Consider the following 21,668-nt stretch of genomic DNA (forward strand, 5'->3'; position numbering starts at 1 on the left):
GATTATGAATTAATATACTTCATTTACCGATTACACTATCAAAAGGAATTTGACTGCCATTAGTCCATAAGTGAACCGTATCATAATCAGTTGTACCGCTAATATTATAGAGCAGCTGATGTTTTAACTGGTCATCAGAAAAATCAGAAGTGGTTGTTTCGCTAAATTCTATATTCAACACATGATCTTTCACTTCAAAAGTAACATCTCTGAGGACAACTGCCTCATCACCTTGAATTACATTATTTCGATTTAAAAACAAATATTGTTGTTCTTTGCTACTAATTATATAATTACCGTTTTCATTTGCTACATCCACTATTACTTTTTCTGTTTTTTTTGTTGGATTTTTCAAATCTACTTCCGTAAATACTGGTGCTTGATTACAGCCTGATAATAACAAAGCGAGTATGATAAATAATATCATTTTCTTCACACAATCACTCCTATAATTTACTTGATTTGAATACTGGCATCACCCATAATATAGGATGGATAAGCAGTTAAAGGTAACATAATTGGATTTTTATAGGGACCTTGTAATTCCATACCGTAAATTGTATGTGGCGTTTCATTATCAGTTGTGGACCAAGCCATTATATCGAATGATTTTCTATTAGCATCAATAAAAAGATTAAAAGGACTGCTATAGTATCCCTTCACCCCCTCAAACTCAATCATAACCCAATCCATCCCCGAGGATATGAACTCATTTTCCACTGTTACTTTTTTAAAGCGCCCCTCTTCTGGCTGCTGCAAAATCTCTTTCTTTTCGGTATCAATTAAGACAAATGCTTCTTCTTTGTCCAAAGCCATTATTTTATTAAACTCCAAATACAATTCTTTTGCTTCTTCGAAATAATTACTTTGTAAATAGTATGTGATGATATTCGGGTCCTCTTCTCGCGAACTAGCAGTAACACCATTCTCAATAGAACTCCATTCTTTTCCTTTTTCATCTACAAGTCGTAAGTCCTCAAAACCGAAAATTTCCTTAGTATTAGTAGAATCAATTTTCATCTGAATCGCAGTACGAACCGGGCTAATTGTAATACTTTCAATTGTAATTGTTTGTCCTTCTACTAATACTTCTTCATTAATGGTGTATTTCTCACTTTTTACATCAGTCGTATTTATCATAAACGGGATTTTTATGATTTCTATTTCACCATCTCCACCATTTATATGGAATTCTAACACTAAATCTTCAATTTCTAAAGGCTCTTTCCAATCTATTTCAATTAAATTAGTTGAATTCATACTTGTCTCAAAATTATCTGGATAGCCCATAGATAATGATCCCCAATTTAACTTTTCTCCATTGGCATCTTTAATATCTACTCTTTCAACAAAATCACTTTTATGGTTTTGTTGAAATTCCATCGTGTAGAACAAAACCATATTCATTTCATCGGCAATAGCACCATCAAGTGTTACTTTTACTCCTTCCGATTCCCCTGTGACTGCTAATTTCACATAATGTTCGTTCTCGATGGCAGATTTTAATCCTTGATTGTCTTGAATTAGTGCAACAATCTTATCCATCCCTGGAATTAAGGACACCGCATTTGCCATTACCGGTGAAACACGAATTGAAGTAACAAGTACAATAAACAGGATTGCAGCTACAACAATAGACAAAACACCTCGTTTTACATATAAACGTTTTTTAGGTTTTTGTGCATTTTGGGCTTGCTGGAATCCTCGCTGGATTGCTATTTCCAACTGATTTTCGGGTACTTCTACTTCTTCAATGGATTCCTTCCATTTCTCTAATTTCTTCTCTTCATTTAACATGGCGAATTCCTCCTTTCTCTTCGAAATAAGATTTAAGTTTTCCAAGCGTTTGATAAAGCCTTGTTTTCACTGTGCTTTCTGGTGTATAAGTCATTTCAGCAATGTCTTTAATTTTAATTTCATGCAAATAACGCAAATATATAAGTTCACGCTGCTCTATAGATATCGTTTCTAAAGCTTCTTCAATTTCAATATAGGCATAATCTTCGCTAATTCCAGCTTGCAAAATGATTTCTTCATCAAATACAAAACGTTTTTGTTTTTTTAATAAATCACGGCAGTAATTCATCATAATGCGGATGAGCCATGTTTTTACATATTCAGGTTTTCTTAGTGTTTTTATTTTTTCATAAGCTCGAAAAGTTACTTCCTGTACAGCTTCAAGCGCATCTTCTTCATTTTTCAAATAAGCAAGCGCAGTTCTGAAAAGCGCTTCTTTATGTGTAAGCATTAATGAAAGGAATGCATCATCATTTCCATTTATCGCTTGCATCGTTTGTTCTATGTCCATCAAGTTCCCACCTCCAAATCCTCTTATACATTAGACAGCCAGTTATTGAAAAAGTTTGTTTTTTATTGTCAAATATTATTATAGAATTTTAGTTGGACCTAGGCAAAAGTCCAATCGCTATTAAATAGTGTTGCATACACTGGGTAGAATCGCTTGAAAGGGGAGAAATAGATGGTAAATCACCAACCAGATGGATTTGGCCAACAACAATGGTTTCCACAATTACCTGAAGGTTACAATGGACATAATCAACCAAATCAAAGTTTTCATGGGCAAGGCGGAGGGTTTCCGGGTCAAGGATTTCCTGGGCAAGGCGGATTTCCAGGCCAAGGTTTTCCAGGGCAAGGCGGATTTCCGGGCCAAGGGTTTCCGGGCCAAGGCGGATTTCCGGGCCAAGGGTTTCCAGGGCAAGGCGGAGGATGGAATCCACCTGGACACGGTGGAGGATGGAACCCACCAGGGAATAATTACCCAGGAGGCGGGCATGGTGGCGGGCATGGCGGCGGGCATGGCGGCGGACAGCAAGGCGGACAACAGCCAACCTCGGCACCTCCTAACTATGCACCAGAATACCCTAGCACTCAACTTTACGCCGTAGATCCCGGTGCAATTCGAGGGTGTATGTACCGTTACACGTATGTTTGGACATCTAGACATCAAGGTTTTTGGTTCTACCCGACATATGTAGGACGCACTTCCGTTGCTGGCTATAGATGGCGCAGTAGACGAAGAAGATGGGAATATTTCGGCATAGACTTAAATAATATTGACCGCTTTTCTTGCTATTAATAATCATATAGACGCAAAAACGCTAGTTGCCTTAAAAGCAACTAGCGTTTTTTATAACTTCTTACTAACTATTTTAATGTGAAAATGCCACCATAAATACAATCCAATTAAGGTGATGAACAGTGAGCAAATAAAAAAGCCATCAATCATTAATAGAAAAGATGACTTTTTCCTTGATAATTATAATTCAAATTGCTAATTCTTATACTGTAGCCGGTTGAGCAGCAAGTGATTTTGCAACTTCTGCTACTTTTTCAAGGCCTTGGGCAATCAGTTGCTCCGCTTGATCTGGCATTGCGTTATGACCTTCGATGATCACTTCTTCGATTGACATACCGAATACTCCGCCAAATACATTACGCATATACGTAACAGCCATTTCCATAGGCGCAGTTTCAGGTGTTGAATAAATGCCACCACGTGCATTTAAGAGTATCGCTTTTTTCTCAGGCATTAAGCTAATCAACTGACCTTCTGGGCTATATTTAAATGCATATCCTGATTGATATACATAATCAATAAATGTTTGTAGTGGTGCAGGAATTGTTAAGTTCCAAAGTGGGAAAGCGAAAACTACTACATCTGCAGCCGTTAAAGCATCCATTGCCTTTTGTTTAGTTGCCACAATACGTTGCTCAATGTCAGATAATTCTTCTCCGCTTTGCATTTTACCAAAAGCATTGAATAAGTCTTGACCAAAGTATGGCATATCTTCTTCAAACACATCAAAAGTTGTTACATCAATATCTTCTGCACCTTTTACTTCTTCCATAAACGTTTCATACATTTTGCTTGATATTGCCTCTGTTGCTGGGCGGTTATTTGCTTTTACAACTAAAATATTCATTATATTTTCCTCCAAGGTGTTTTAGTTTATCATTCCGAAAATGTATTTTCTGTTATCGAACCAATTACTTTATTCTACAATATCAATATATCCTAAGTCTACTTATCGGACTTGAAGGTATTTTAAGAACCCATCTTTAGAGTTCAATAAAAACTTAAAATCACCACTACATCAAAAAAGCTGTTTAATTAGGAATTCTCCCAAGTTAAACAGCTTAGTTAAACCGTTGCCCGCACTCGTCCTTAATTGGCTTTCAAACTGATAAGAATTAAGGTAATTCCTGCAAACAAGCAAACCATTCGAGTCAAAGAAACCTTTTCTCCTAAACCCATTAATGCAATTCCCGTTGTAATAATTAACACGCAAGGTCCCACTAATGCCAATAATGTATTGATATAAAAGGCTTTTTCTAAATCATTCAATTTGTACATTAGCATTGCAGCCGTGATATCTACACTACCTGAAAAAATCCTTAACAAGATAATCATCAAAAGTGCTCTTTCAATCAATAACAATGCTCCTTGTATTTAAATTTTTCCATATTAGACATTGTACAGTGTATGTAAGTTTTAATACTTTCATTATAGAAATATGAAACAGATCAGCTTATTACTTCATTCAATTTATACCAGATCCCCCACCACACAATATTCAGTTGTATTCATTGAAACGAAAAAGTACCAGCAATTAAAACAGTATAAAACCGTTTTAGTCGCTGGTACCTATTTTATTCTTTATTTGTTTTCACTCAACCAAATAGTCATTTTGTTTTCTGCATATTCATTTTCGTACGTATACCATTCATCACCAAGATCCAAAGTATGTAGTTTATCCTTAAACTTTTGGATTGGCTTTCGTTCTTTGAGCATTGTTAATAAGTGCTCAGATGTATCTTTATCCTGTTCATTAGCGAAAAGCACCATTAAATCATATGCTTCAGTGGATAAAATTTGTGGTATCACAACTAAATCCTTTGTTGCATCACTATCATCCCAAACAATTATAGGTTCTTCTATGTCCGATTCCGGATTATCTACGACTATCTCTTTTGTAACTCGATTATAAACACTCGACATTTCCTCGTTGTTAAATAAAAACGCTTCAACCAATTCGTTCAATAAAGACATTAATATACCACCTTTTCAATTCTAAATAAAATTTGTAATCATTTCGATTTTGACAAATCAAAAGACGATGTGTTCACCAAATACATCGTTCATTATATCACGTTTCTTCTGCTCTACTATTAAAGTCAAACGATTAATCTCTTCCTGCAGCTTCTTAATCTCATCCAATTCTTCTTGGATATAAGCCTTCGATATTGAATCGCCTTTTTCAAAGTAATCAATTTTCTTTTGCAATTTAGCGATTTCATGATGCCGCCTCATCGAACTGGAAGAACTTGACACTTTATTCTCTTGTAATTGTTCACGTTGCGCATATAGATCTTGTAATTTCTTCATAATAAACCCCCAATTTTTTCAAACAAAAACCCTTCCCTAAAAGAGAGAAGAGTTTTTTGCATACAAAAAATTTCTACTCATCATTCAGGTGTGGTTCCTCCTGTTGGATGTAGCACCTTACCGGCTGGCAGGTTGCTGAGACTTCGTAGGGCCAATTCCCTCCATCTCTCTTGATAAGAAAAGAGTCTGTTGTTCGATTAGCTTAATTATAGGGTGAGTTTAGCTTGAAAGTCAAATGGTTTAAGGATTCTCAAACATTTAAAGTCCTTCTTTTCTAGAAATAAATCTTTATTTCTTAGGAATCATACAATGCAAAAACGAGTGCCCATGCATACTGTTATGTCTAATGGGAATGCAGATTATTTTACCAAACTCGCGAAATTTAATAGTGGGTAAAGGACATGTTAGTTCAGTTGACAGTATATCTTTTAGTATAATTATTTTTATAGTTTAAAGTATACATATATGGGAATAAAATATTCAATGTACATTAATCTAGGGGGAAGAGATTTGGAAAAACTATGGATAGATGAAGATATTAAAAAGTATGTTAAAGATCATAAACAAGATTTTGAAAACCAATTATTAAGTCAAGCTGTAAATGTTGGAGATAAAATTGACGATATCTTAAGAATTGGGGAAGTTGACCTTATTAACAATGCACACAAACTAGTGAATTATGTCATTAATGGAGATAAACTTACGGAACTTCAATTATTTGCCAAACAAGAAGGAATAGCATGGGCTACCCATTCGATACCGTTATCTTTTAAACTGGAATGGGTACAAGCGATTCGCAGGACTCTTTGGAACCTCATACAAGAATATAACAATGAAGAGCAAAAGTTCACGATTGATATGGTTTTCATATTAGAAAAACAATTTAATAGTCAAATAGATGACTTTTTAAATTCGTTTTTCATTAACTATTCAACATATAAAGATTCTTTGATTTTGGCCCAAAGGGAAATAGTTGAAAACTTATCAGTCCCGATTATTCCGATAACACCAAGCATCTGTATACTTCCCTTAATTGGCGCAATGGACTCATTCAGAACAACCATCTTAGAGGAAAAGGTTTTAGAAGAGATTAACAGACTCCATTTTCAAACATTAATCATTGACTTATCTGGCATAGCAAGTATGGAAAGTAATGTAATTGAGCATCTAATGAAAACGATTTATGGTACATCCATGATGGGGTGTCGCACAATCATTACCGGCTTACGTCCAGATGTTGTTAGACAGTTGATCAGTTTAGGCATTAATTTTGATAAAGAAACGAAAACCTTTGGCACTTTACAACAAGCATTAAATGAATTCGTATTAAAATAGTAAAATTGATAATTAGGAGTAGACTCATTTGCTTATGAGTTGCTTCATTGTAACTGTTAGATTTACTGTATAGGTTTCGGGCAGTATTGGACTTCAGTTTGTAATGCAACCTTATCCGACCTAATTCAGCCTTATATCTAGTTTCTGTTGGTCAGTTCAGGAGTTTGCGTCCGACTTCCTTCAGCCACTACCTCACGATAGCCACCTTGTCTTTCGCTAACAGTTCCTACTGCCAAGCCTGCAGCGGACTTTAACCACTGAGTATTCGCCCATGTGGGGTGCACATCAAAAATTGCTAAGAAGCAGTCCTGTCTCTTAGCAATTTATCCTATATTTATAACCTCTCATTGAGGGAAACTAATAATATTGTCAAACTCTTGCATTGTATAAGAGGGAAAGATGCCATGCCTTGGAATCTCTAATAATGGGAGAGTAGGGTCGGCGTATCCTGGTTCAATCGTCGTGAAGCCTAATGTAACCTCCAAGTCCTGTAATACTTGTAGCGTGTCGTCAGTGTAGACTCCGTAAGGTGATGCAAAAGCAGTAGAGTGTCCAATCCATTCCAGTGAGTAAGCGATATCATCTCGTACCTGTTCAGAATTGTAGACTTCTAATAAAGATAAGCCATCTTCGTTTCTTTGGTGAAGAGAATCGGTATGACTACCATAGTCAAAAACATCTGAGGCATTTGTTAATTCGTCGAGACTAGCATATTGAACCATAGAACTATCATATGCCATAGTATCTTGTAGGATCAAATCTGTAATGATAAAATGCACCGCATAAAAACGATGTTTTTTCAACACAGGATAAGCAAACTCAAATACATTTTTAAGCCCATCATCAAATGTAATCAATACACTTTTTGCAGGTACTTGTTTTTGTTTTGTCATGAACAGTTCAAATTCTCGTAATGACAAAACGGTATAACCTTCATCTGCTAAATAGGCCATTTGCTCAGTAAATTGTTCAAGCGTCACAACGGTATCTATCAATTCACCTTTTTCATTCAGATGGTATTCTTGTAATACTTTTTCAGGGAGAATCTGATGGTAAGTCAAAACGGGTACTTGACTTGCGTATTCTTGTACATCTGCGAAATCACGATTCGCATTAAGTGAAGAAAAGTTTTGTTTACTTAATGGTTTGTTAGCTGCGATCACAGTTGAGTCCACATTCAATACATAATTAAAAAGACCTAAGAAGAGAGGTATAATAATCAGTAAAAAAGCAAAGGTAAGTAGTAGATTGGAAACCAAATGTTTTTTCACGCTTGCGATCCTCCCCTGCTTTCTTTGACTTCAAGTCGTTTGCTCTGATTAAGTGTGACAGGTTTTCCAATTCGGTCTGAACGACTCCAACCGTTTTTGTTGAAAAAATAAAGAATGGTGCCGAACGTAACAAATATTACTTCGGTTATTCGGTACAGGACAATTTCCAGTGGAAGGTAAAGAATAATTGATAGAAAATCTTTGGCACTGTATTTGTGCCCCAGTCTTCTAGAAACAAATAAGGTGGCAATATTAAGCGTCAACGCCAGAGAGAATGAAATTGAGAATAAGAACATCATCAATGTGACATGCGTTTGAGTAAATAGTAAAATAAGTGGAATAAATAGTACAGAGTACGCAGAAAGTGTCCCAAGTAATAGTGAATCTATGAGCAAAAAAGTCGAGATATTGAACTTCATTTTTCGATAAAAAGATTTTCGATATGTGATCATACAATCGATGAAAGCTTTTTGCCATCGTATTCGTTGTTGGTACAAACTCTTGAAACTGGCAGGACATTCAGTGTAACAAATCGCCTCATGAACAAATACAATCCGTTTTCCTTTTAACACTGTTCCAATTAATTCTTGGATTCTCAAGGTAATGTCCATATCCTCACCAACGGTTTTTCGATATCCTTTCGTTTGAATAAGAACACTTCGTTGAAACGCACCAAATGCTCCTGCGATGACGGTGAGTGAACCGAGCCTGGATTGCGTCGTTTTATTCATATAGAATCCGGTTAAGTATCGAACGACCTGGAACTTGATTAACCCTGGAATGTTGAAGCTCGGGGAAAAGTGCTTTTCTTTATGAGTAAAAGCTTGAACGATATTCACAAGTCCACCTGCGGCAATCACTGAGTCTTCAGCGAAAGCCTTGTTCATTTCACGTAATGAATGAATGTCTAGAATGCTATCTGCGTCCAGAGTGATGATGATTTCTTTTGTTGCGTAAGCGATTCCTGCATTTAAAGAATCTGCCTTACCACCGTTGTCTTTATCAATAACCCAGACGTTTGGATAGGTTGTCGAATGATAGATTTCTCGGACGTGTTCATACCGTAATACTTCTGTAGGTCGTTTGGAAGAGATCTGCAAATCTACACGTGAACGTAGTATTTCTAGTGTTTGGTCTGTAGACCCATCATTGATGAAGATGAACTCAACGTTGTCATAATCGACAGTCAACGCTCCATTCAAACAATTTTCAATAACAAGAGCTTCGTTATATGAAGGAATTAGGACACTCATCCCTTTTTCTATTGGAGGATTCATACCTTTTTGCTTTTTACTTGTGTAGAGTGGAATAAATATATATAGAAGTTGGAAGAAGGTAAACACACAAAAAAAGAGTAACGTAATGAATAATATCAAAAATTATCCTCCCTTATACTTTATGCTCATCCATATTACTGACTCAGTGAAGATAGTAATTTATAGACTTTCACGTAGTCGATTTCAAAGTGAACGGGAAATTCAGTTGTCGAATTGGGCACCCCTGGCCAATCACCTCCAATAGCGGTGTTTAGATAAAGATACATCCGCTCCTGAGGTATATTGTTTGTAGTTGTAAAGCGTTCAACGTCATCTATCAGCCAGCGAATAGAGTCTGGGGACCACTCAACACTAAATGTATGAAATTCTTTTGAGAAATCTTCTCCTTGGTAAGCGCGACTCTCACTCGTCAACTTACCTGTATTATCTAATGAGTGAATAACCATCCAGACTTCGTTTGGCTTATGTCCTAGCAATTCCATAATGTCGATTTCAGGAAGCCATGTATTTTTCTGATCCGTCATCATCCAAAAAGCAGGAAAAACCCCTTGACCTGCGGGAAGTTTAGCTCGCATTTCAATCTTTCCATATAGCAAATCGAATGTATTTTTTGTATGCACAGCGCCGGATGTATAGTTTCTTCCTTGATAGCGTTCTCTTTTACTTGTTAATCGCAATATATTGTTTTCGACCAGGATGTTATCTGGTTTGTAGTATTGGAGTTCGTTATTTTTTTCAGCAGCCCAATCTTCGACATTCCATTTACCTGGATCTAAACAGCTTGTGTTAAACATATCTTGCCATATCAGTTGCCAGCCAGTATTAGGTGATGATGCATCGGGTAGGACAAGGTCCTCATTTACTTGCATCTCCTTACAAAAAAGAGACTCATTCATTAGGTTCTCATAACTTGAATGTTTAATGGTAGGATGGATAGGATGGATAGGACTGAACTCGGAAAGAGACGAAGCAGTAGAGCCTGTAGAATGGTCGACATTGAGACGATAAGTCAAAAAGGTTATAAAAATCAAGACAACAAGAATTGTGAATGCCCGGCGAGTAATTTAGATTTCCTCCCTCTCGATGACGACTTTTATATTTTATGATGAAAAAAGGTTAAGTATTAAAGAATGTTTGATTATTTGAATAGGTAGAGATAAAAAAGCGCTGCCTGTGCATGATGCAATTCAGATACGGTTCTGACAATTAGACTGAAATGTCGATGTCTGTATATGGTAACTTAAAAGTGAGCCACCATAGCACTTGAAAACTGAGCCACTTTTGATAGAAAATAACCCTAGATCTATATTAGGGGGAATTATCAGGAGTGATTACATTGAATGATAAACAGAAAATTATTAAATTGTATTTGGAAGGTTTAAGTAAGAGAAAAATAGCAAAAGAATTGAAGAAATCCAGAAATACAGTTGATAAATATATTAAGCTTTTCGAACAAAGCAAACATAAAGATACTCGTAATCTTCCGATTACTGAAGACATCATGAAGCCTCCGACTTACAAAAAAAGAAAAGGTAGAAAACCAGTTTTAACGGAGGAAATCAAAAATATATTACGAGGTTATATAAAAGAGAACAAATGGAAAAGAAATCATTACATGACAAAGCAACAAATGAAAATAGTTGATATGCATGAAAAGCTCGAAGATGCGGATTTCGCTATTAGCTACACTACTGTACGAAACTTTGTGAATGAAGAGAATGAAAAATCAAAGGAAGTATATATCCGAAGACATTCTAAACCAGGGTACGAAGTAGAATTTGACTGGGGAGAGGTAAAGCTACAAATAGACGGTAAGATTAAAAGTTATTCCCTAGCAGTATTTACTTTAGCCCACAGTAATTATCGATTCGCTATGCTTTATGAATCTGAAACACGTGTCTGCGTTCTAGATGTTCATACAAACTTTATTGATCATGTAGGCTTCATACCGACGGTATTTACTTATGACAACATGAGAACAGTCGTTAAATCATTTGTTGGAAATGAAAAAGTTATAACAGATAGTATGGTGAATTTATCAAACTACTACAATTTTAAAATTAGGTTATGTCAAGCTAGAAGAGGAAATGAAAAAGGTCACGTAGAACGAAGTGTTGAATTTATTCGAAGGAAGACATTTTCTTCACAATTTACTTTTACTAGTTTGAAAGAAGCTGAAGAATACCTGTCAGTTGTTCTGGAGAAGCTAAATAACCGAAAACATCATGAACATAAAATTAGTCATAAGAAATTGATGGAGAATGAAAAAGCTGTATCAAGTCCTGCAATCGCACCTTTCGATGCCACAGACTTCATAGAGTGCCGGGTTGATAAATATAGTACTGTAACAATCAACCAAAATCGTTATTCTGTTCCAGAAGGTCACGTAGGTAAGCATATAAAGGCTAAAGTAGGAGCAAAGAGAATTAAATTATTTATAGACGGAGAATTAGCAACTGAGCATTTACGTAGCTGGGGTTTACATCAGTGGATTATGAATATTAATCACTTTCTAAAAACATTTGAAAAGAAAAAAGGTGCCATAGCTCAAAGTGAATGTTTGAGGCAGGCACCAACGCAAATAAAAAACTTATACAATGACCATTATATCGGAAAAGAGAAAGAATTCATAGAGTTACTTCTTTACATAAAGGAAAATAACAGACTAGAAGAAGTTTTAAGTGCAGTTAATAAACTAAATAATATTAGATTAGGCTATGTAAGTACTGAACGAATCCTTTTCATCTGTGAGCAATCGCCAACGGCGAATATTGATGATTTAAATCGTGATGAAACGACAAACCAATCAGAAAACAATATGCGAGCATATGCAAATATGTTTGAGCAAACAGAGAAAGAAGGCGTTTATTGTGGATAAAAAAGAGAAAGTAATTGAGATGTGTAGGGAGCTTCGTCTCCCTAGTATTAGGAGTATGGCTAAAGATGAAACATCGTTTGAGAATCCTACTTTAGCATATGATGTGTTATATCAAGTGCTTGTACAGGAACAAAAAGATCGTTTCTTACGTGCAAAACAAAATCGAATCCGTGCAGCTAATTTTCCTCAAAGAAGGTTACTAGAAGAAATTGTTCACGATGCTTTACCTGATCAAGCAAAGCAAAAGTTGCCTCATTTAAAATCATTAGATTTTATCAAAGAAGGACAAAATTTAATTTTAACAGGATCTCCAGGCACCGGAAAAACTCACATTGCCATAGGACTTGGAATGGAAGCATGTCTCGCGGGATACAGAGTGTTTTTTGCGACAGTGCCTTCACTAGTGAACCAACTAAAAGAACATCGTTCAGAACGAACGCTTCGATCTTTTGAGATGAAATTTGAAAAATATGATTTGGTTATCCTTGATGAGTTAGGATATATTTCTTTTGATAAAGAAGGAGCAGAATTATTATTCTCGCATCTTTCCTTACGAGCAGGAAGAAAATCAACAATTATAACAAGCAATTTATCTTTTTTAAAATGGCAAGAGGTTTTTCATGATCCAGTATTAACCGCTGCATTAACAGATCGCTTAACTCATAAATCTCATGTTTTAAATATGAATGGGCCCTCTTTTAGAATGAAAGAAACGGAAGAATGGATGAAATCTGGTGCTAATTAACGTGGCTCAAAATTGAATTGCGAAATGGCTCACTTTTCACTTGCGAAATACAGATGTCTCTAAAAACACAAAAATGCTTGGTAGTATAGAGCTAAGAATAGTTGTTAGCTGTTTTAAATAAATAAAAGGCCATTCAGAAGAAATTAAACTAGTCATTGAAAAGATTAATAGCAAAGGCCTACATAGTATGATTAATGACTAGCTTGTCCCAATATCAAACACTCTTTTCCATTACAAATAACATAATGTTTTTGTGGGGTATTAACCTTGAAAATTATTCTATGCATTTACCGACCTCCTAGAGACTATTTCAAGTAGTTAATATTGAATAAAATGGAATTCCAACCGTATCTAGTTATTTATCGCCGTAGTACACTTTATTCAATCTCTTAAATGAAAAGAACTACATTGCAAATTGAAAGCACAGACTACGTCAATAATCACTTTCTAATTCATCTAGTCAAAGTATTGTCTATTTGTAAGTCTTTCATACATGTAAAATAGTTTTATATAGTGAATAATCGGCAAAACAAAAAAAACGACCTCATCCGAAGATGAAATCGTTTTTTTATGTTATTAGCATAAAGGTATTATCAATCTAGGGAATCTAGATGTGACAACAAAGATGGAGACGGCGGGAGTCGAACCCGCGTCCAAAGGCTCCTATACTCAAGCGTCTACGCGTGTAGATTGTCTATTGGGTTTCGCGCATCCATTTGCCAACAATCAAGGCGGCCGGGGCGCTATCCTGCGAATCTCTTCCGGCTGCCTCAGGAGAGAGCAGACGTCGTATCCCACTTAAGTTGAGCCTTATAACCACCACATGGGCGATGGAGCTATAAGGCAGATTCAGTCAGCTTACGCTGCGAATGCTAGGTTGTTGTTTGTTTTGCCTGTTATTATAAGTGCCGTTTATGACGGAGCCGAGCCCTCCGACGCGCAACTCAAGCTCAGACTACCCCTGTCGAATCCGTAACGTCCCCGTATAGGGAAGTCAGGACAGCCTACCAAAGGCTTCCGAACTAATTGTACAATATTTAGTATAACGTAGTTTTAACTGAAAATCAATCTTGCTGTCTGTCTTTCAAAGCTCGCGCCATATCTCGCTTCGCTTCCTTCTGTTTTAAATCCTGGCGTCTATCATAATCTTTTTTACCTTTACCAACTCCGATTAGTACTTTGGCAAAGCCGTTCTTCAAATGCATTTGCAAAGGAACAATACTAAACCCTTGCTGCTTTGTCTTACCAACTAATTGTGCAATTTGACGCTTATGAAGAAGCAGCTTACGAGTACGAATCGGATCATGATTAAACCGATTGCCCTGATCATATGGACTAATATGCATATTAATAATCCAGGCTTCTCCATTACGGATTTGAACAAAAGCTTCTTTTAGTTGCACTTTACTCGCACGAATTGATTTAATCTCTGTTCCCTGAAGAACGATACCACATTCAATCGTTTCCTCAATTGCATAATCATAATTCGCCTTTTTATTTCTAGCGAAAACTTTACCTTTTTCTTTGTCTTTCGCCATTGCATTTCCCCCTTATGAGCCGGGGACAACAAGTGTCACGCCGGCATCATTTTCTTTTTCTTGGTGCTTTTTTCTTTTTCTTTTTCGCTACATTTTCATAATACTTCTTTTTCTCTCCAGATTGACTGTCGGTTTTCCCTTTACTATCAGTCTGGTTTTGCGCTCTTCTTTTCTGTGTAGCTGTACCAGGTTTCTTCGCATGAATAACCTTTGGTGATTCCCTACGCGCACGATGGAATGATGGTTTCATACCGACAAGTTCAAAGTCGATTGCAGACTCTTCAGGTTTAACAGCAGCTACTTTAACAGTTACTTCATCACCAAGTTTAAATTGTTTACCTGTATGTTCACCAATCATCATCATTTGTCTATCATCAAAGCGGTAATAATCATCAGTCAAATAACTTACATGTACAAGACCTTCGATTGTATTTTCAAGTTCTACAAATAAACCAAAATTCGTAACTGATGAAACAATACCATCAAATTCTTGACCTATTTTATCTAGCATAAATTGCGCTTGTTTCAGTGATTCCGTATCGCGTTCTGCTTCAACCGCACGACGTTCGCGTTCTGATGTATGCTGTGCAATTTCAGCTAATACTGCATCCCAATGTTCAATTGTTTTAGGAGAAGTATCTTTCTCAATTAAGTAGGTACGAATCAATCTATGAACGATTAAATCGGGATAACGTCGTATTGGTGCTGTGAAGTGTGTATAAAAATCAGTAGATAAACCAAAGTGACCCAGATTTTCTTCATAGTATTTCGCCTGTTGCATGGAACGTAAAAGCATCGTTGAAATAACTGCCTCTTCAGGAAGACCAGCAATTGATTCAACAATTTCCTGTAGTGCACGTGGATGCACATCGTTCCCTGTTCCTTTTACAACAATACCAAAGTTTGTAAGGAACTCAAAGAACCGTTGAAGTTTCTCAGGTTTTGGATTTTCATGAATTCGATAAATAGCAGGTACTTTTAACCAATGAAAATGTTCAGCTACTGTTTCATTCGCAACAAGCATAAACTCCTCAATCAGTCTTTCAGAAACAGTACGCTCAATAACGATAACATCTGTAGGCCAACCGTCTTCATCTACGAGAATTTTCGACTCTTTAAAATCAAAATCAATCGCACCGCGGTCAATACGCTTATTTTTCAGGATTGCAGCAAGATCCGCCATGTCATTTAGCATCGGAACAACAGCCGCATATTTTTCTGACAGTTCTTCATCTTTTTCTTCGATGATTTTATAAACATCTGTATAAGTCATTCTTGCCTTTGAATTAATAACACTCTCTACGATTTCATGATCAATCACTTTACCGTGTTGATCAATCGTCATCACACAAGACAATGTAAGTCGATCAACACCAGGATTAATAGAACAAATCCCGTTTGACAATCTGTGAGGTAGCATCGGAATAACACGGTCAGTTAAATAAACACTTGTGCTACGTGCGTATGCTTCGTCACCCATTGATGTATTTTCGGTTACATAGTAACTGACATCCGATATATGAACGGAAAGTTTATAGGTACCATTATCATTTTTCACGACTGAAATTGCATCATCTAAATCCTTCGCATCTGCACCATCGATAGTTACAAGTAGTTCTTCACGTAAATCCCGTCTATTTAAGAGATCCTTTTCTTGTACATCCTCTGGTATCTTATTTGCTTGAGCAATTACTTCTTCAGGAAATTCAATAGCAATTCCATGCTTATAAATAATCGATAAGATATCAACGCCAGGATCATTTTTATGCCCTAAGATTTGGGTAACCATTCCTGTTGCTGATCTAGAATCACTTGGCCATTCTGTAATTTCAGCGACAACTTTATGACCATCTGCTGCGTTAAGTGAATTTCCTTTACCGATAAAAACATCCATTGGAAGCTTTTTATCATCAGGAATAACGAAACCAAATCCTTTGTTATCTTGATACATCCCAACAATGCTTGTTGTCTTTCGTTCACAAACTCGAACAATAGATCCTTCTTGTCTATCCCTTAAACTATCATTCGAGACACGAACCAATACCACATCACCGTTCATAGCACCATTTACTTCATTTGGCGGAATGAATATATCATCCATTCCTTCTACTTCAGGTGCAACGAATCCAAATCCTTTAGCATGCCCGATAAACTTCCCGCGGATTAAATTCATACGTTCAGGAATACCATACCGGTTTGATTTTGAACGAATGACGAGACCTTTTTGTTCAAGATGCACGAGCATTTTTACCAGCTCTTTAAATTCAGCTGCCTGTTCATAGCCAAGTAGTTCTTGAATCTCTTGAACAGTCAGTGGCTTATACGCCTCTTCTTTCATTACTCGCAATAACTTTTCTTGTAAATCTATATCTGAATGACTCAATTGCACCCCTCCATTTCTTCTTTAGCATGACCTATTTTCATCAATTTCACACGCTCCAATCAAGCGATTCTAGAAACCCATAAATATCTTCATGTAATTGTTTCTTTTCAGGCCCAAGTGTGATGACATGACCTGATTGTTCGTACCATTTAATTTGTTTTTTGTCTGATTGAGCAAGGTCATAAATTACGTTAGCCGATTCAGGATCAATTATTCTATCTAATGAAGCCTGCGTTACAAAAAGTGGTGCATATATGTAGTCCACATGATCACGCACATCATAAACCAGTTCACGTAGTTCACTTAATGAAGGCATAGAATGTTCTTTTAATGCCTCTACTTCTTGTTCAATAAGAGCCTTATCTTTTCCTTCATAACGCTTATATTCTTTCGCGTATTCGAGTACACCTTGATACATTAAGTCAGTCGTTTTCATCGACATCGGTGCACACATCGTCACAATACCCTTTACTGGCATGTTATACCCTATTTTAAGTGAAAATACACCACCAAGTGATAAACCAGCGATGGCGATTTCATCGTAACCAGCTTCTTTTAACTGATTATACCCAGCAACGACGTCTTCCCACCAATCTTCGGGTCCTGTCAGAATAAGTTCTTCTGGAGGTACACCATGCCCTTTATAATGAGGCGCAAGAGATGTATATCCCTTCATTTCCAGGAAACGTCCAAGCATCCGTACGTCTGCAGAAGTTCCAGTGAATCCATGGAGAAGCAATACTGCACGTTTTCCAGTTTGTATAAAAAATGGTTTAGGTTGATTAATCTTCATATTAAAAACCTCCGAAAAAAAACGCCCGACCATACGATAACGATAGGTCGGGCGATTATAGTCTATTTAAATTACAATTTCATAACAGCGATTGACAATACAAAAAACAAAACTGCAAGGACAATCGTTACCCGTTGAAGAACTAAATCTAGCCCACGTGCTTTCTGTTTCCCAAAAAGCTGTTCAGCTCCACCAGAAATTGCACCTGAAAGACCTGCACTTGATCCAGATTGTAATAGAACGACTAAAATCAATGATATTGCTACTATTAAGAGCAGTGTCATAAACAAAGCGTGCATTTTGTTCCACCTCCTGATACAAACTTCACATCAGTACTATATTACCAAAAATACGCTATTGTTACAACCCTTATTCTTCATCAGGAATTGATAGTTAATAGTATATTCGTATTAATATATAAAACATTGTAATTATAAGCTTGGTTTTACTTATTCAAATTATAAAATGTTTTCATACCAGCGTAATCTGCTGTTTCCTCAAGCTGATCTTCAATACGTAATAGCTGATTGTATTTCGCAACACGGTCTGTGCGTGAAGGTGCACCTGTTTTAATTTGACCAGCGTTTGTCGCAACAGCGATATCTGCAATCGTTGTATCTTCTGATTCACCTGATCGATGCGAAATGATTGCAGTGTAACCTGCACGTTTAGCCATCTCGATTGCATCAAACGTCTCCGTCAGTGTACCAATTTGGTTAACTTTAATTAGAATTGAATTACTAACACCTTCTGCAATTCCACGTGCCAAAATTTCGGTATTCGTTACAAACAAGTCATCACCTACGAGTTGAATACGGTCACCAATTCTTTCTGTAAGTGCTTTATGTCCATCCCAATCGTTTTGATCAAATGCATCTTCGATTGAAATAATTGGATACTTATTGCAAAGCTCTTCGTACCAATCAACCATTTCAGCAGTTGTTCTTACTACGCCTTCTCCTACTAAATTATATACACCTTTTTCTACATCATAAAATTCGGAAGATGCAACGTCTAATGCGAGAAGAACTTCTTCCCCTGGTACATAGCCAGCTTTTTTAATTGCAGCAATAATTGTTTCAAGTGCTTCTTCACTCGAAGCTAAGTTCGGTGCAAATCCGCCTTCGTCACCAACAGCAGTATTCAAGCCTTTTTCTTGTAGCACGCTCTTCAACGTATGGAATATTTCTGCTCCCATGCGAAGTCCTTCACGGAAAGAAGAAGCACCAACTGGCATAATCATAAATTCTTGAATGTCTACGTTGTTATCCGCATGTTCGCCGCCGTTTAGAATATTCATCATAGGTACTGGCAATTGCTTCGCATTGATGCCGCCTAGGTATTTATAAAGTGGTAATTCTAAGTAGTCTGCAGCCGCATGTGCAGCGGCGATTGAAACACCAAGAATCGCGTTCGCTCCTAGATTAGCTTTATTCGGCGTTCCGTCTAGCTCAATAAGTGCTTTGTCTATACCAACTTGGTCCATAACTGAAAATCCTTCTTCTAGTTCATCAGCAATAATACCATTAACGTTTTCAATTGCTTTTAATACACCTTTTCCATTGTAACGACTAGCATCGCCGTCACGTAGTTCAACCGCTTCGTATTCACCCGTTGATGCGCCTGAAGGAACGATAGCACGACCAAATGCGCCGCTTTCCGTTAATATTTCTACTTCGACTGTTGGATTTCCTCGTGAATCTAGTACTTCTCTTGCTTGTATGTGTGTAATAATTGGCATGTTATATCTCCCCTTTTATAGTAATGAAGTTCCTGTCATCTTAGCAGGTTGTTCTAATTCAAGTAAGGTAAGCATTGTTGGTGCTAAGTCAGCAAGAATACCGCCTTCGCGTAACTCAACACCCTCTTTCGTAATAATTACAGGCACAGGATTTGTCGTATGTGCTGTCATTGGTGTCCCTTCAAGGGTCATAACTTCATCCGCATTGCCATGATCAGCAGTAATTATCGCAAATCCGTTTTTTTCATGTATTGCAGAAATAATTTTCCCGAGGCATTCATCCACTGTTTCAATTGCTTTCATCGTCGGCCCCAGTAGTCCACTATGACCTACCATATCCGGATTTGCAAAGTTAAGGATGATTGCATCAAAAAGTTCTGCATGGATAGCGTCTACTAATGCTTCGGTCACTTCATAAGCACTCATCTCTGGCTTTAAATCATAGGTTGCTACCTTTGGAGAAGCGATTAAAATGCGTTCCTCTCCTTCAAATTTAGCCTCCTTACCACCACTCATAAAGAATGTAACATGAGGGAACTTTTCTGTCTCCGCAATGCGCAATTGTCTCAAACAATTTTTTGAAATGACTTCACCTAGCGTATCCTCTAAGTTATCACCACTAAACACGACATCCGCAATAACATCGTCACTATAATGAGTAAAAGTCGTAAACTTTAAATTTTTAAATGATTTCTCACTTGTCTCAAAGTCCTTAAAAGCAAAATCTGTAAAAGCGCGAGATAATTGAATTGAACGATCAGGCCTGAAATTAAAACTTATTACCGCATCGTCGTCATTAATCGTAGCAACTGGTTTTCCCAACTCTTCAATAATAAACGGTTCGATAAACTCATCATGAACTTCGCGTTCATATGCCGCAAGAACACCTGCAGTTGGTGTAACAGCTGTCCGTGCAACGCCGTCTACGATTGCACGATAAGCCTTTTCAACTCGATCCCAACGTTTATCTCTATCCATCGCATAATAGCGTCCAGACACTGTTGCAATTTTACCTACACCAATCTCCGCCATCTTTTCTTCAGTTTGTTCAAGATAATTAAGCGCAGACTGCGGATTGACATCTCGTCCATCTAAAAAAACATGAACATACACCTTCTCAATGCCGTTTAATTTAGCTAGTTGAAGTAGCGCAAACAAATGCTCATAATGACTATGTACACCACCGTCCGATAGAAGACCCATTAAGTGTAAAGCCGAGTTATTTTCCTTCACATGCTCAATTGTTCTTAAAAGGGCTTCATTTTCGAAAAAGTCTGCTTCTCGAATTGATTTATTAATTCGAGTTAAACTTTGATAAACAATACGACCCGCACCAATATTCAAATGGCCAACTTCAGAGTTACCCATTTGTCCATCTGGTAGTCCAACTGCTTCCCCGCATGCTGTAAGTGTCGTATGTGGATACGTATTCCAAAGTCGATCATAGTTTGGTTTATATGCTTGAGCGACTGCGTTTCCCAACCGCTCTTCTCGTAGTCCAAATCCATCCAATATAATTAGCGCTATCGGTCCATTACTCATTTGCAGCAGCTTCTATTAATTGCAAAAATGAGTCCGATTGTAAGCTAGCGCCTCCGACAAGTGCCCCGTCGATATGTTCCGTTGCAAGTAGCTCTAAAATATTGCCAGGGTTCACACTGCCCCCGTACTGGATACGGACAGCTTGTGCAATTTCTTTGCCGTAAACTTCTTCAATTGTTGAACGTATAGCACCGCAAACTACATTAGCATCGTCAGCAGTAGCCGTTTTCCCCGTTCCAATTGCCCAAATCGGTTCATAAGCAATGACAGTTTTTGCTGTATTATCATCACTAACTGTTTCAAGCGCTTTTTTAACTTGGTCAGCTACTTTTTCAACTGTTAATCCATTTTCACGTTCTTCAAGTGTTTCACCTACACAAATAATAGGTGTCAAATCTGCGTCAAATGCAGCATGCACTTTTTGATTAACACCGCTATCCGTTTCACCGAAATACTGACGACGTTCTGAATGGCCTAAAATGACATATTTAACACCTATACTATTTAACATCGTGGGACTCATTTCCCCAGTAAAGGCACCTTCATTTTTATGATGCATTGTTTGAGCGCCAATGCCTACTGAACCTTCTGTAAGTTGAACAAGTTCTAACAAATAAGGTGCAGGTGGACAAATTACCGCTTCTACAAGTTCAGATGTCGATACTTTCCCTTTGATTTCTTCTGCAAAATCACGTACTTCTTCTAATGATTTATACATTTTCCAATTCCCTGCAATTATACGTTTACGCATAATATCC

General features: G+C 37.1%; 21 protein-coding genes, 1 other RNA gene and 1 riboswitch. Of the genes, 4 read left to right on the plus strand and 18 right to left on the minus strand.

The features are described from left to right. Positions 1–19: 19 nt before the first annotated feature. From AC3RV6_RS14185 to AC3RV6_RS14195, 3 genes are read right to left on the minus strand one after another with little or no spacing between them, the layout of a single operon-like run. The gene (locus AC3RV6_RS14185; RefSeq protein ID WP_489746650.1) at positions 20–436 is read right to left on the minus strand and encodes a lipoprotein; all 417 of its coding nucleotides are present in this window, start codon (positions 434–436) and stop codon (positions 20–22) included. A gap of 17 nt (positions 437–453) precedes the next feature. Next, positions 454–1,797, minus strand: a complete 1,344-nt coding sequence (locus AC3RV6_RS14190; RefSeq protein WP_489746651.1) for a DUF4179 domain-containing protein — start codon at positions 1,795–1,797, stop codon at positions 454–456. Then, on the minus strand, positions 1,787–2,308 hold the full coding sequence (locus AC3RV6_RS14195) for a sigma-70 family RNA polymerase sigma factor (RefSeq protein WP_489746652.1): 522 nt from the start codon (positions 2,306–2,308) through the stop codon (positions 1,787–1,789). Before AC3RV6_RS14195 ends, AC3RV6_RS14190 begins: the two co-directional genes overlap by 11 nt. 171 nt (positions 2,309–2,479) lie before the next feature. Between AC3RV6_RS14195 and AC3RV6_RS14200 the strand changes: the two genes are divergently transcribed. Continuing rightward, positions 2,480–3,097, plus strand: coding sequence for a hypothetical protein (locus AC3RV6_RS14200; RefSeq protein WP_489746653.1), 618 nt, complete (start codon positions 2,480–2,482; stop codon positions 3,095–3,097). 202 nt (positions 3,098–3,299) lie between these two features. Here AC3RV6_RS14200 and AC3RV6_RS14205 read toward each other — a convergent pair whose 3' ends face one another. The 4 genes from AC3RV6_RS14205 to AC3RV6_RS14220 form a co-directional block, all read right to left on the minus strand. Further along, complete coding sequence (locus AC3RV6_RS14205; RefSeq protein WP_489746654.1) at positions 3,300–3,944, minus strand: FMN-dependent NADH-azoreductase; 645 nt, start codon at positions 3,942–3,944, stop codon at positions 3,300–3,302. Between the two features lie 242 nt (positions 3,945–4,186). Then, positions 4,187–4,459, minus strand: coding sequence for a YqhV family protein (locus AC3RV6_RS14210; RefSeq protein WP_489746655.1), 273 nt, complete (start codon positions 4,457–4,459; stop codon positions 4,187–4,189). A gap of 219 nt (positions 4,460–4,678) precedes the next feature. Continuing rightward, a complete protein-coding gene (locus AC3RV6_RS14215; protein ID WP_489746656.1) occupies positions 4,679–5,071 on the minus strand; it encodes a UPF0158 family protein in 393 nt (130 codons plus the stop codon). 57 nt (positions 5,072–5,128) lie between these two features. Further along, on the minus strand, positions 5,129–5,407 hold the full coding sequence (locus AC3RV6_RS14220) for a hypothetical protein (RefSeq protein ID WP_489746657.1): 279 nt from the start codon (positions 5,405–5,407) through the stop codon (positions 5,129–5,131). Between the two features lie 74 nt (positions 5,408–5,481). Next, positions 5,482–5,587: riboswitch (SAM riboswitch) on the minus strand. Positions 5,588–5,890: 303 nt separating this feature from the next. Here AC3RV6_RS14220 and AC3RV6_RS14225 point away from each other — a divergent pair. After that, entirely contained in the window at positions 5,891–6,742 is an 852-nt protein-coding gene (locus tag AC3RV6_RS14225) for an STAS domain-containing protein (RefSeq protein WP_489746658.1), read from the plus strand. Positions 6,743–7,086: 344 nt separating this feature from the next. Here AC3RV6_RS14225 and AC3RV6_RS14230 read toward each other — a convergent pair whose 3' ends face one another. Genes AC3RV6_RS14230 through AC3RV6_RS14240 form a run of 3 tightly spaced genes read right to left on the minus strand, consistent with a single transcriptional unit; the run spans position 7,087 to position 10,186 of the window. After that, positions 7,087–8,013 carry a polysaccharide deacetylase family protein gene (locus AC3RV6_RS14230; protein WP_489746659.1) on the minus strand — a complete coding sequence of 309 codons (927 nt, stop codon included), beginning with the start codon at positions 8,011–8,013 and terminating at the stop codon, positions 7,087–7,089. Next, positions 8,010–9,389, minus strand: a complete 1,380-nt coding sequence (locus AC3RV6_RS14235) for a glycosyltransferase family 2 protein (protein WP_489746660.1) — start codon at positions 9,387–9,389, stop codon at positions 8,010–8,012. The genes AC3RV6_RS14230 and AC3RV6_RS14235 overlap by 4 nt, the downstream gene beginning before the upstream one ends. Before the next feature lie 35 nt (positions 9,390–9,424). Next, on the minus strand, positions 9,425–10,186 hold the full coding sequence (locus AC3RV6_RS14240) for a glycoside hydrolase family 16 protein (protein WP_489746661.1): 762 nt from the start codon (positions 10,184–10,186) through the stop codon (positions 9,425–9,427). A gap of 440 nt (positions 10,187–10,626) precedes the next feature. Between AC3RV6_RS14240 and istA the strand changes: the two genes are divergently transcribed. Together istA and istB are read left to right on the plus strand one after the other, a co-directional pair. Next, positions 10,627–12,168 (plus strand): IS21 family transposase, encoded by a 1,542-nt coding sequence (gene istA, locus AC3RV6_RS14245; protein WP_489746077.1) that lies wholly within the window; start codon positions 10,627–10,629, stop codon positions 12,166–12,168. Then, a complete protein-coding gene (istB, locus tag AC3RV6_RS14250) occupies positions 12,161–12,913 on the plus strand; it encodes an IS21-like element helper ATPase IstB (protein ID WP_489745758.1) in 753 nt (250 codons plus the stop codon). Before istA ends, istB begins: the two co-directional genes overlap by 8 nt. 623 nt (positions 12,914–13,536) lie before the next feature. Here the strand turns inward: istB and ssrA are convergent. The 8 genes from ssrA to tpiA form a co-directional block, all read right to left on the minus strand. Continuing rightward, positions 13,537–13,896, minus strand: a transfer-messenger RNA (tmRNA) gene (ssrA, locus tag AC3RV6_RS14255). A gap of 81 nt (positions 13,897–13,977) precedes the next feature. Continuing rightward, a complete protein-coding gene (gene smpB / locus AC3RV6_RS14260; RefSeq protein WP_489746662.1) occupies positions 13,978–14,451 on the minus strand; it encodes an SsrA-binding protein SmpB in 474 nt (157 codons plus the stop codon). Between the two features lie 46 nt (positions 14,452–14,497). Further along, entirely contained in the window at positions 14,498–16,789 is a 2,292-nt protein-coding gene (rnr, locus tag AC3RV6_RS14265) for a ribonuclease R (protein WP_489749271.1), read from the minus strand. Between the two features lie 91 nt (positions 16,790–16,880). Continuing rightward, complete coding sequence (locus tag AC3RV6_RS14270) at positions 16,881–17,627, minus strand: alpha/beta hydrolase (RefSeq protein ID WP_489746663.1); 747 nt, start codon at positions 17,625–17,627, stop codon at positions 16,881–16,883. Positions 17,628–17,698: 71 nt separating this feature from the next. After that, a complete protein-coding gene (secG, locus tag AC3RV6_RS14275) occupies positions 17,699–17,926 on the minus strand; it encodes a preprotein translocase subunit SecG (RefSeq protein WP_489746664.1) in 228 nt (75 codons plus the stop codon). 146 nt (positions 17,927–18,072) lie between these two features. Continuing rightward, the gene (gene eno, locus AC3RV6_RS14280) at positions 18,073–19,368 is read right to left on the minus strand and encodes a phosphopyruvate hydratase (protein WP_489746665.1); all 1,296 of its coding nucleotides are present in this window, start codon (positions 19,366–19,368) and stop codon (positions 18,073–18,075) included. A gap of 15 nt (positions 19,369–19,383) precedes the next feature. After that, positions 19,384–20,910: a 2,3-bisphosphoglycerate-independent phosphoglycerate mutase gene (gene gpmI / locus AC3RV6_RS14285; RefSeq protein WP_489746666.1), complete on the minus strand. Its 1,527-nt coding sequence runs from the start codon at positions 20,908–20,910 to the stop codon at positions 19,384–19,386. Further along, positions 20,903–21,661: a triose-phosphate isomerase gene (gene tpiA, locus AC3RV6_RS14290; protein ID WP_489746667.1), complete on the minus strand. Its 759-nt coding sequence runs from the start codon at positions 21,659–21,661 to the stop codon at positions 20,903–20,905. Before tpiA ends, gpmI begins: the two co-directional genes overlap by 8 nt. Positions 21,662–21,668 lie beyond the last annotated feature (7 nt).

Source organism: Sporosarcina sp. So3-204, from assembly GCF_058068165.1.

Coding starts and splice junctions, on each gene's coding strand:
- AC3RV6_RS14190 (WP_489746651.1), bottom strand. CDS start 1,797: ATGTTAAATGAAGAGAAGAAATTAGAGAAATGGAAGGAATCCATTGAA.
- AC3RV6_RS14195 (WP_489746652.1), bottom strand. CDS start 2,308: ATGGACATAGAACAAACGATGCAAGCGATAAATGGAAATGATGATGCA.
- AC3RV6_RS14200 (WP_489746653.1), top strand. CDS start 2,480: ATGGTAAATCACCAACCAGATGGATTTGGCCAACAACAATGGTTTCCA.
- AC3RV6_RS14205 (WP_489746654.1), bottom strand. CDS start 3,944: ATGAATATTTTAGTTGTAAAAGCAAATAACCGCCCAGCAACAGAGGCA.
- AC3RV6_RS14215 (WP_489746656.1), bottom strand. CDS start 5,071: ATGTCTTTATTGAACGAATTGGTTGAAGCGTTTTTATTTAACAACGAG.
- AC3RV6_RS14220 (WP_489746657.1), bottom strand. CDS start 5,407: ATGAAGAAATTACAAGATCTATATGCGCAACGTGAACAATTACAAGAG.
- AC3RV6_RS14225 (WP_489746658.1), top strand. CDS start 5,891: ATGTACATTAATCTAGGGGGAAGAGATTTGGAAAAACTATGGATAGAT.
- AC3RV6_RS14240 (WP_489746661.1), bottom strand. CDS start 10,186: ATGAATGAGTCTCTTTTTTGTAAGGAGATGCAAGTAAATGAGGACCTT.
- smpB (WP_489746662.1), bottom strand. CDS start 14,451: ATGGCGAAAGACAAAGAAAAAGGTAAAGTTTTCGCTAGAAATAAAAAG.
- rnr (WP_489749271.1), bottom strand. CDS start 16,789: ATGAAAGAAGAGGCGTATAAGCCACTGACTGTTCAAGAGATTCAAGAA.
- AC3RV6_RS14270 (WP_489746663.1), bottom strand. CDS start 17,627: ATGAAGATTAATCAACCTAAACCATTTTTTATACAAACTGGAAAACGT.
- secG (WP_489746664.1), bottom strand. CDS start 17,926: ATGCACGCTTTGTTTATGACACTGCTCTTAATAGTAGCAATATCATTG.
- eno (WP_489746665.1), bottom strand. CDS start 19,368: ATGCCAATTATTACACACATACAAGCAAGAGAAGTACTAGATTCACGA.
- gpmI (WP_489746666.1), bottom strand. CDS start 20,910: ATGAGTAATGGACCGATAGCGCTAATTATATTGGATGGATTTGGACTA.
- tpiA (WP_489746667.1), bottom strand. CDS start 21,661: ATGCGTAAACGTATAATTGCAGGGAATTGGAAAATGTATAAATCATTA.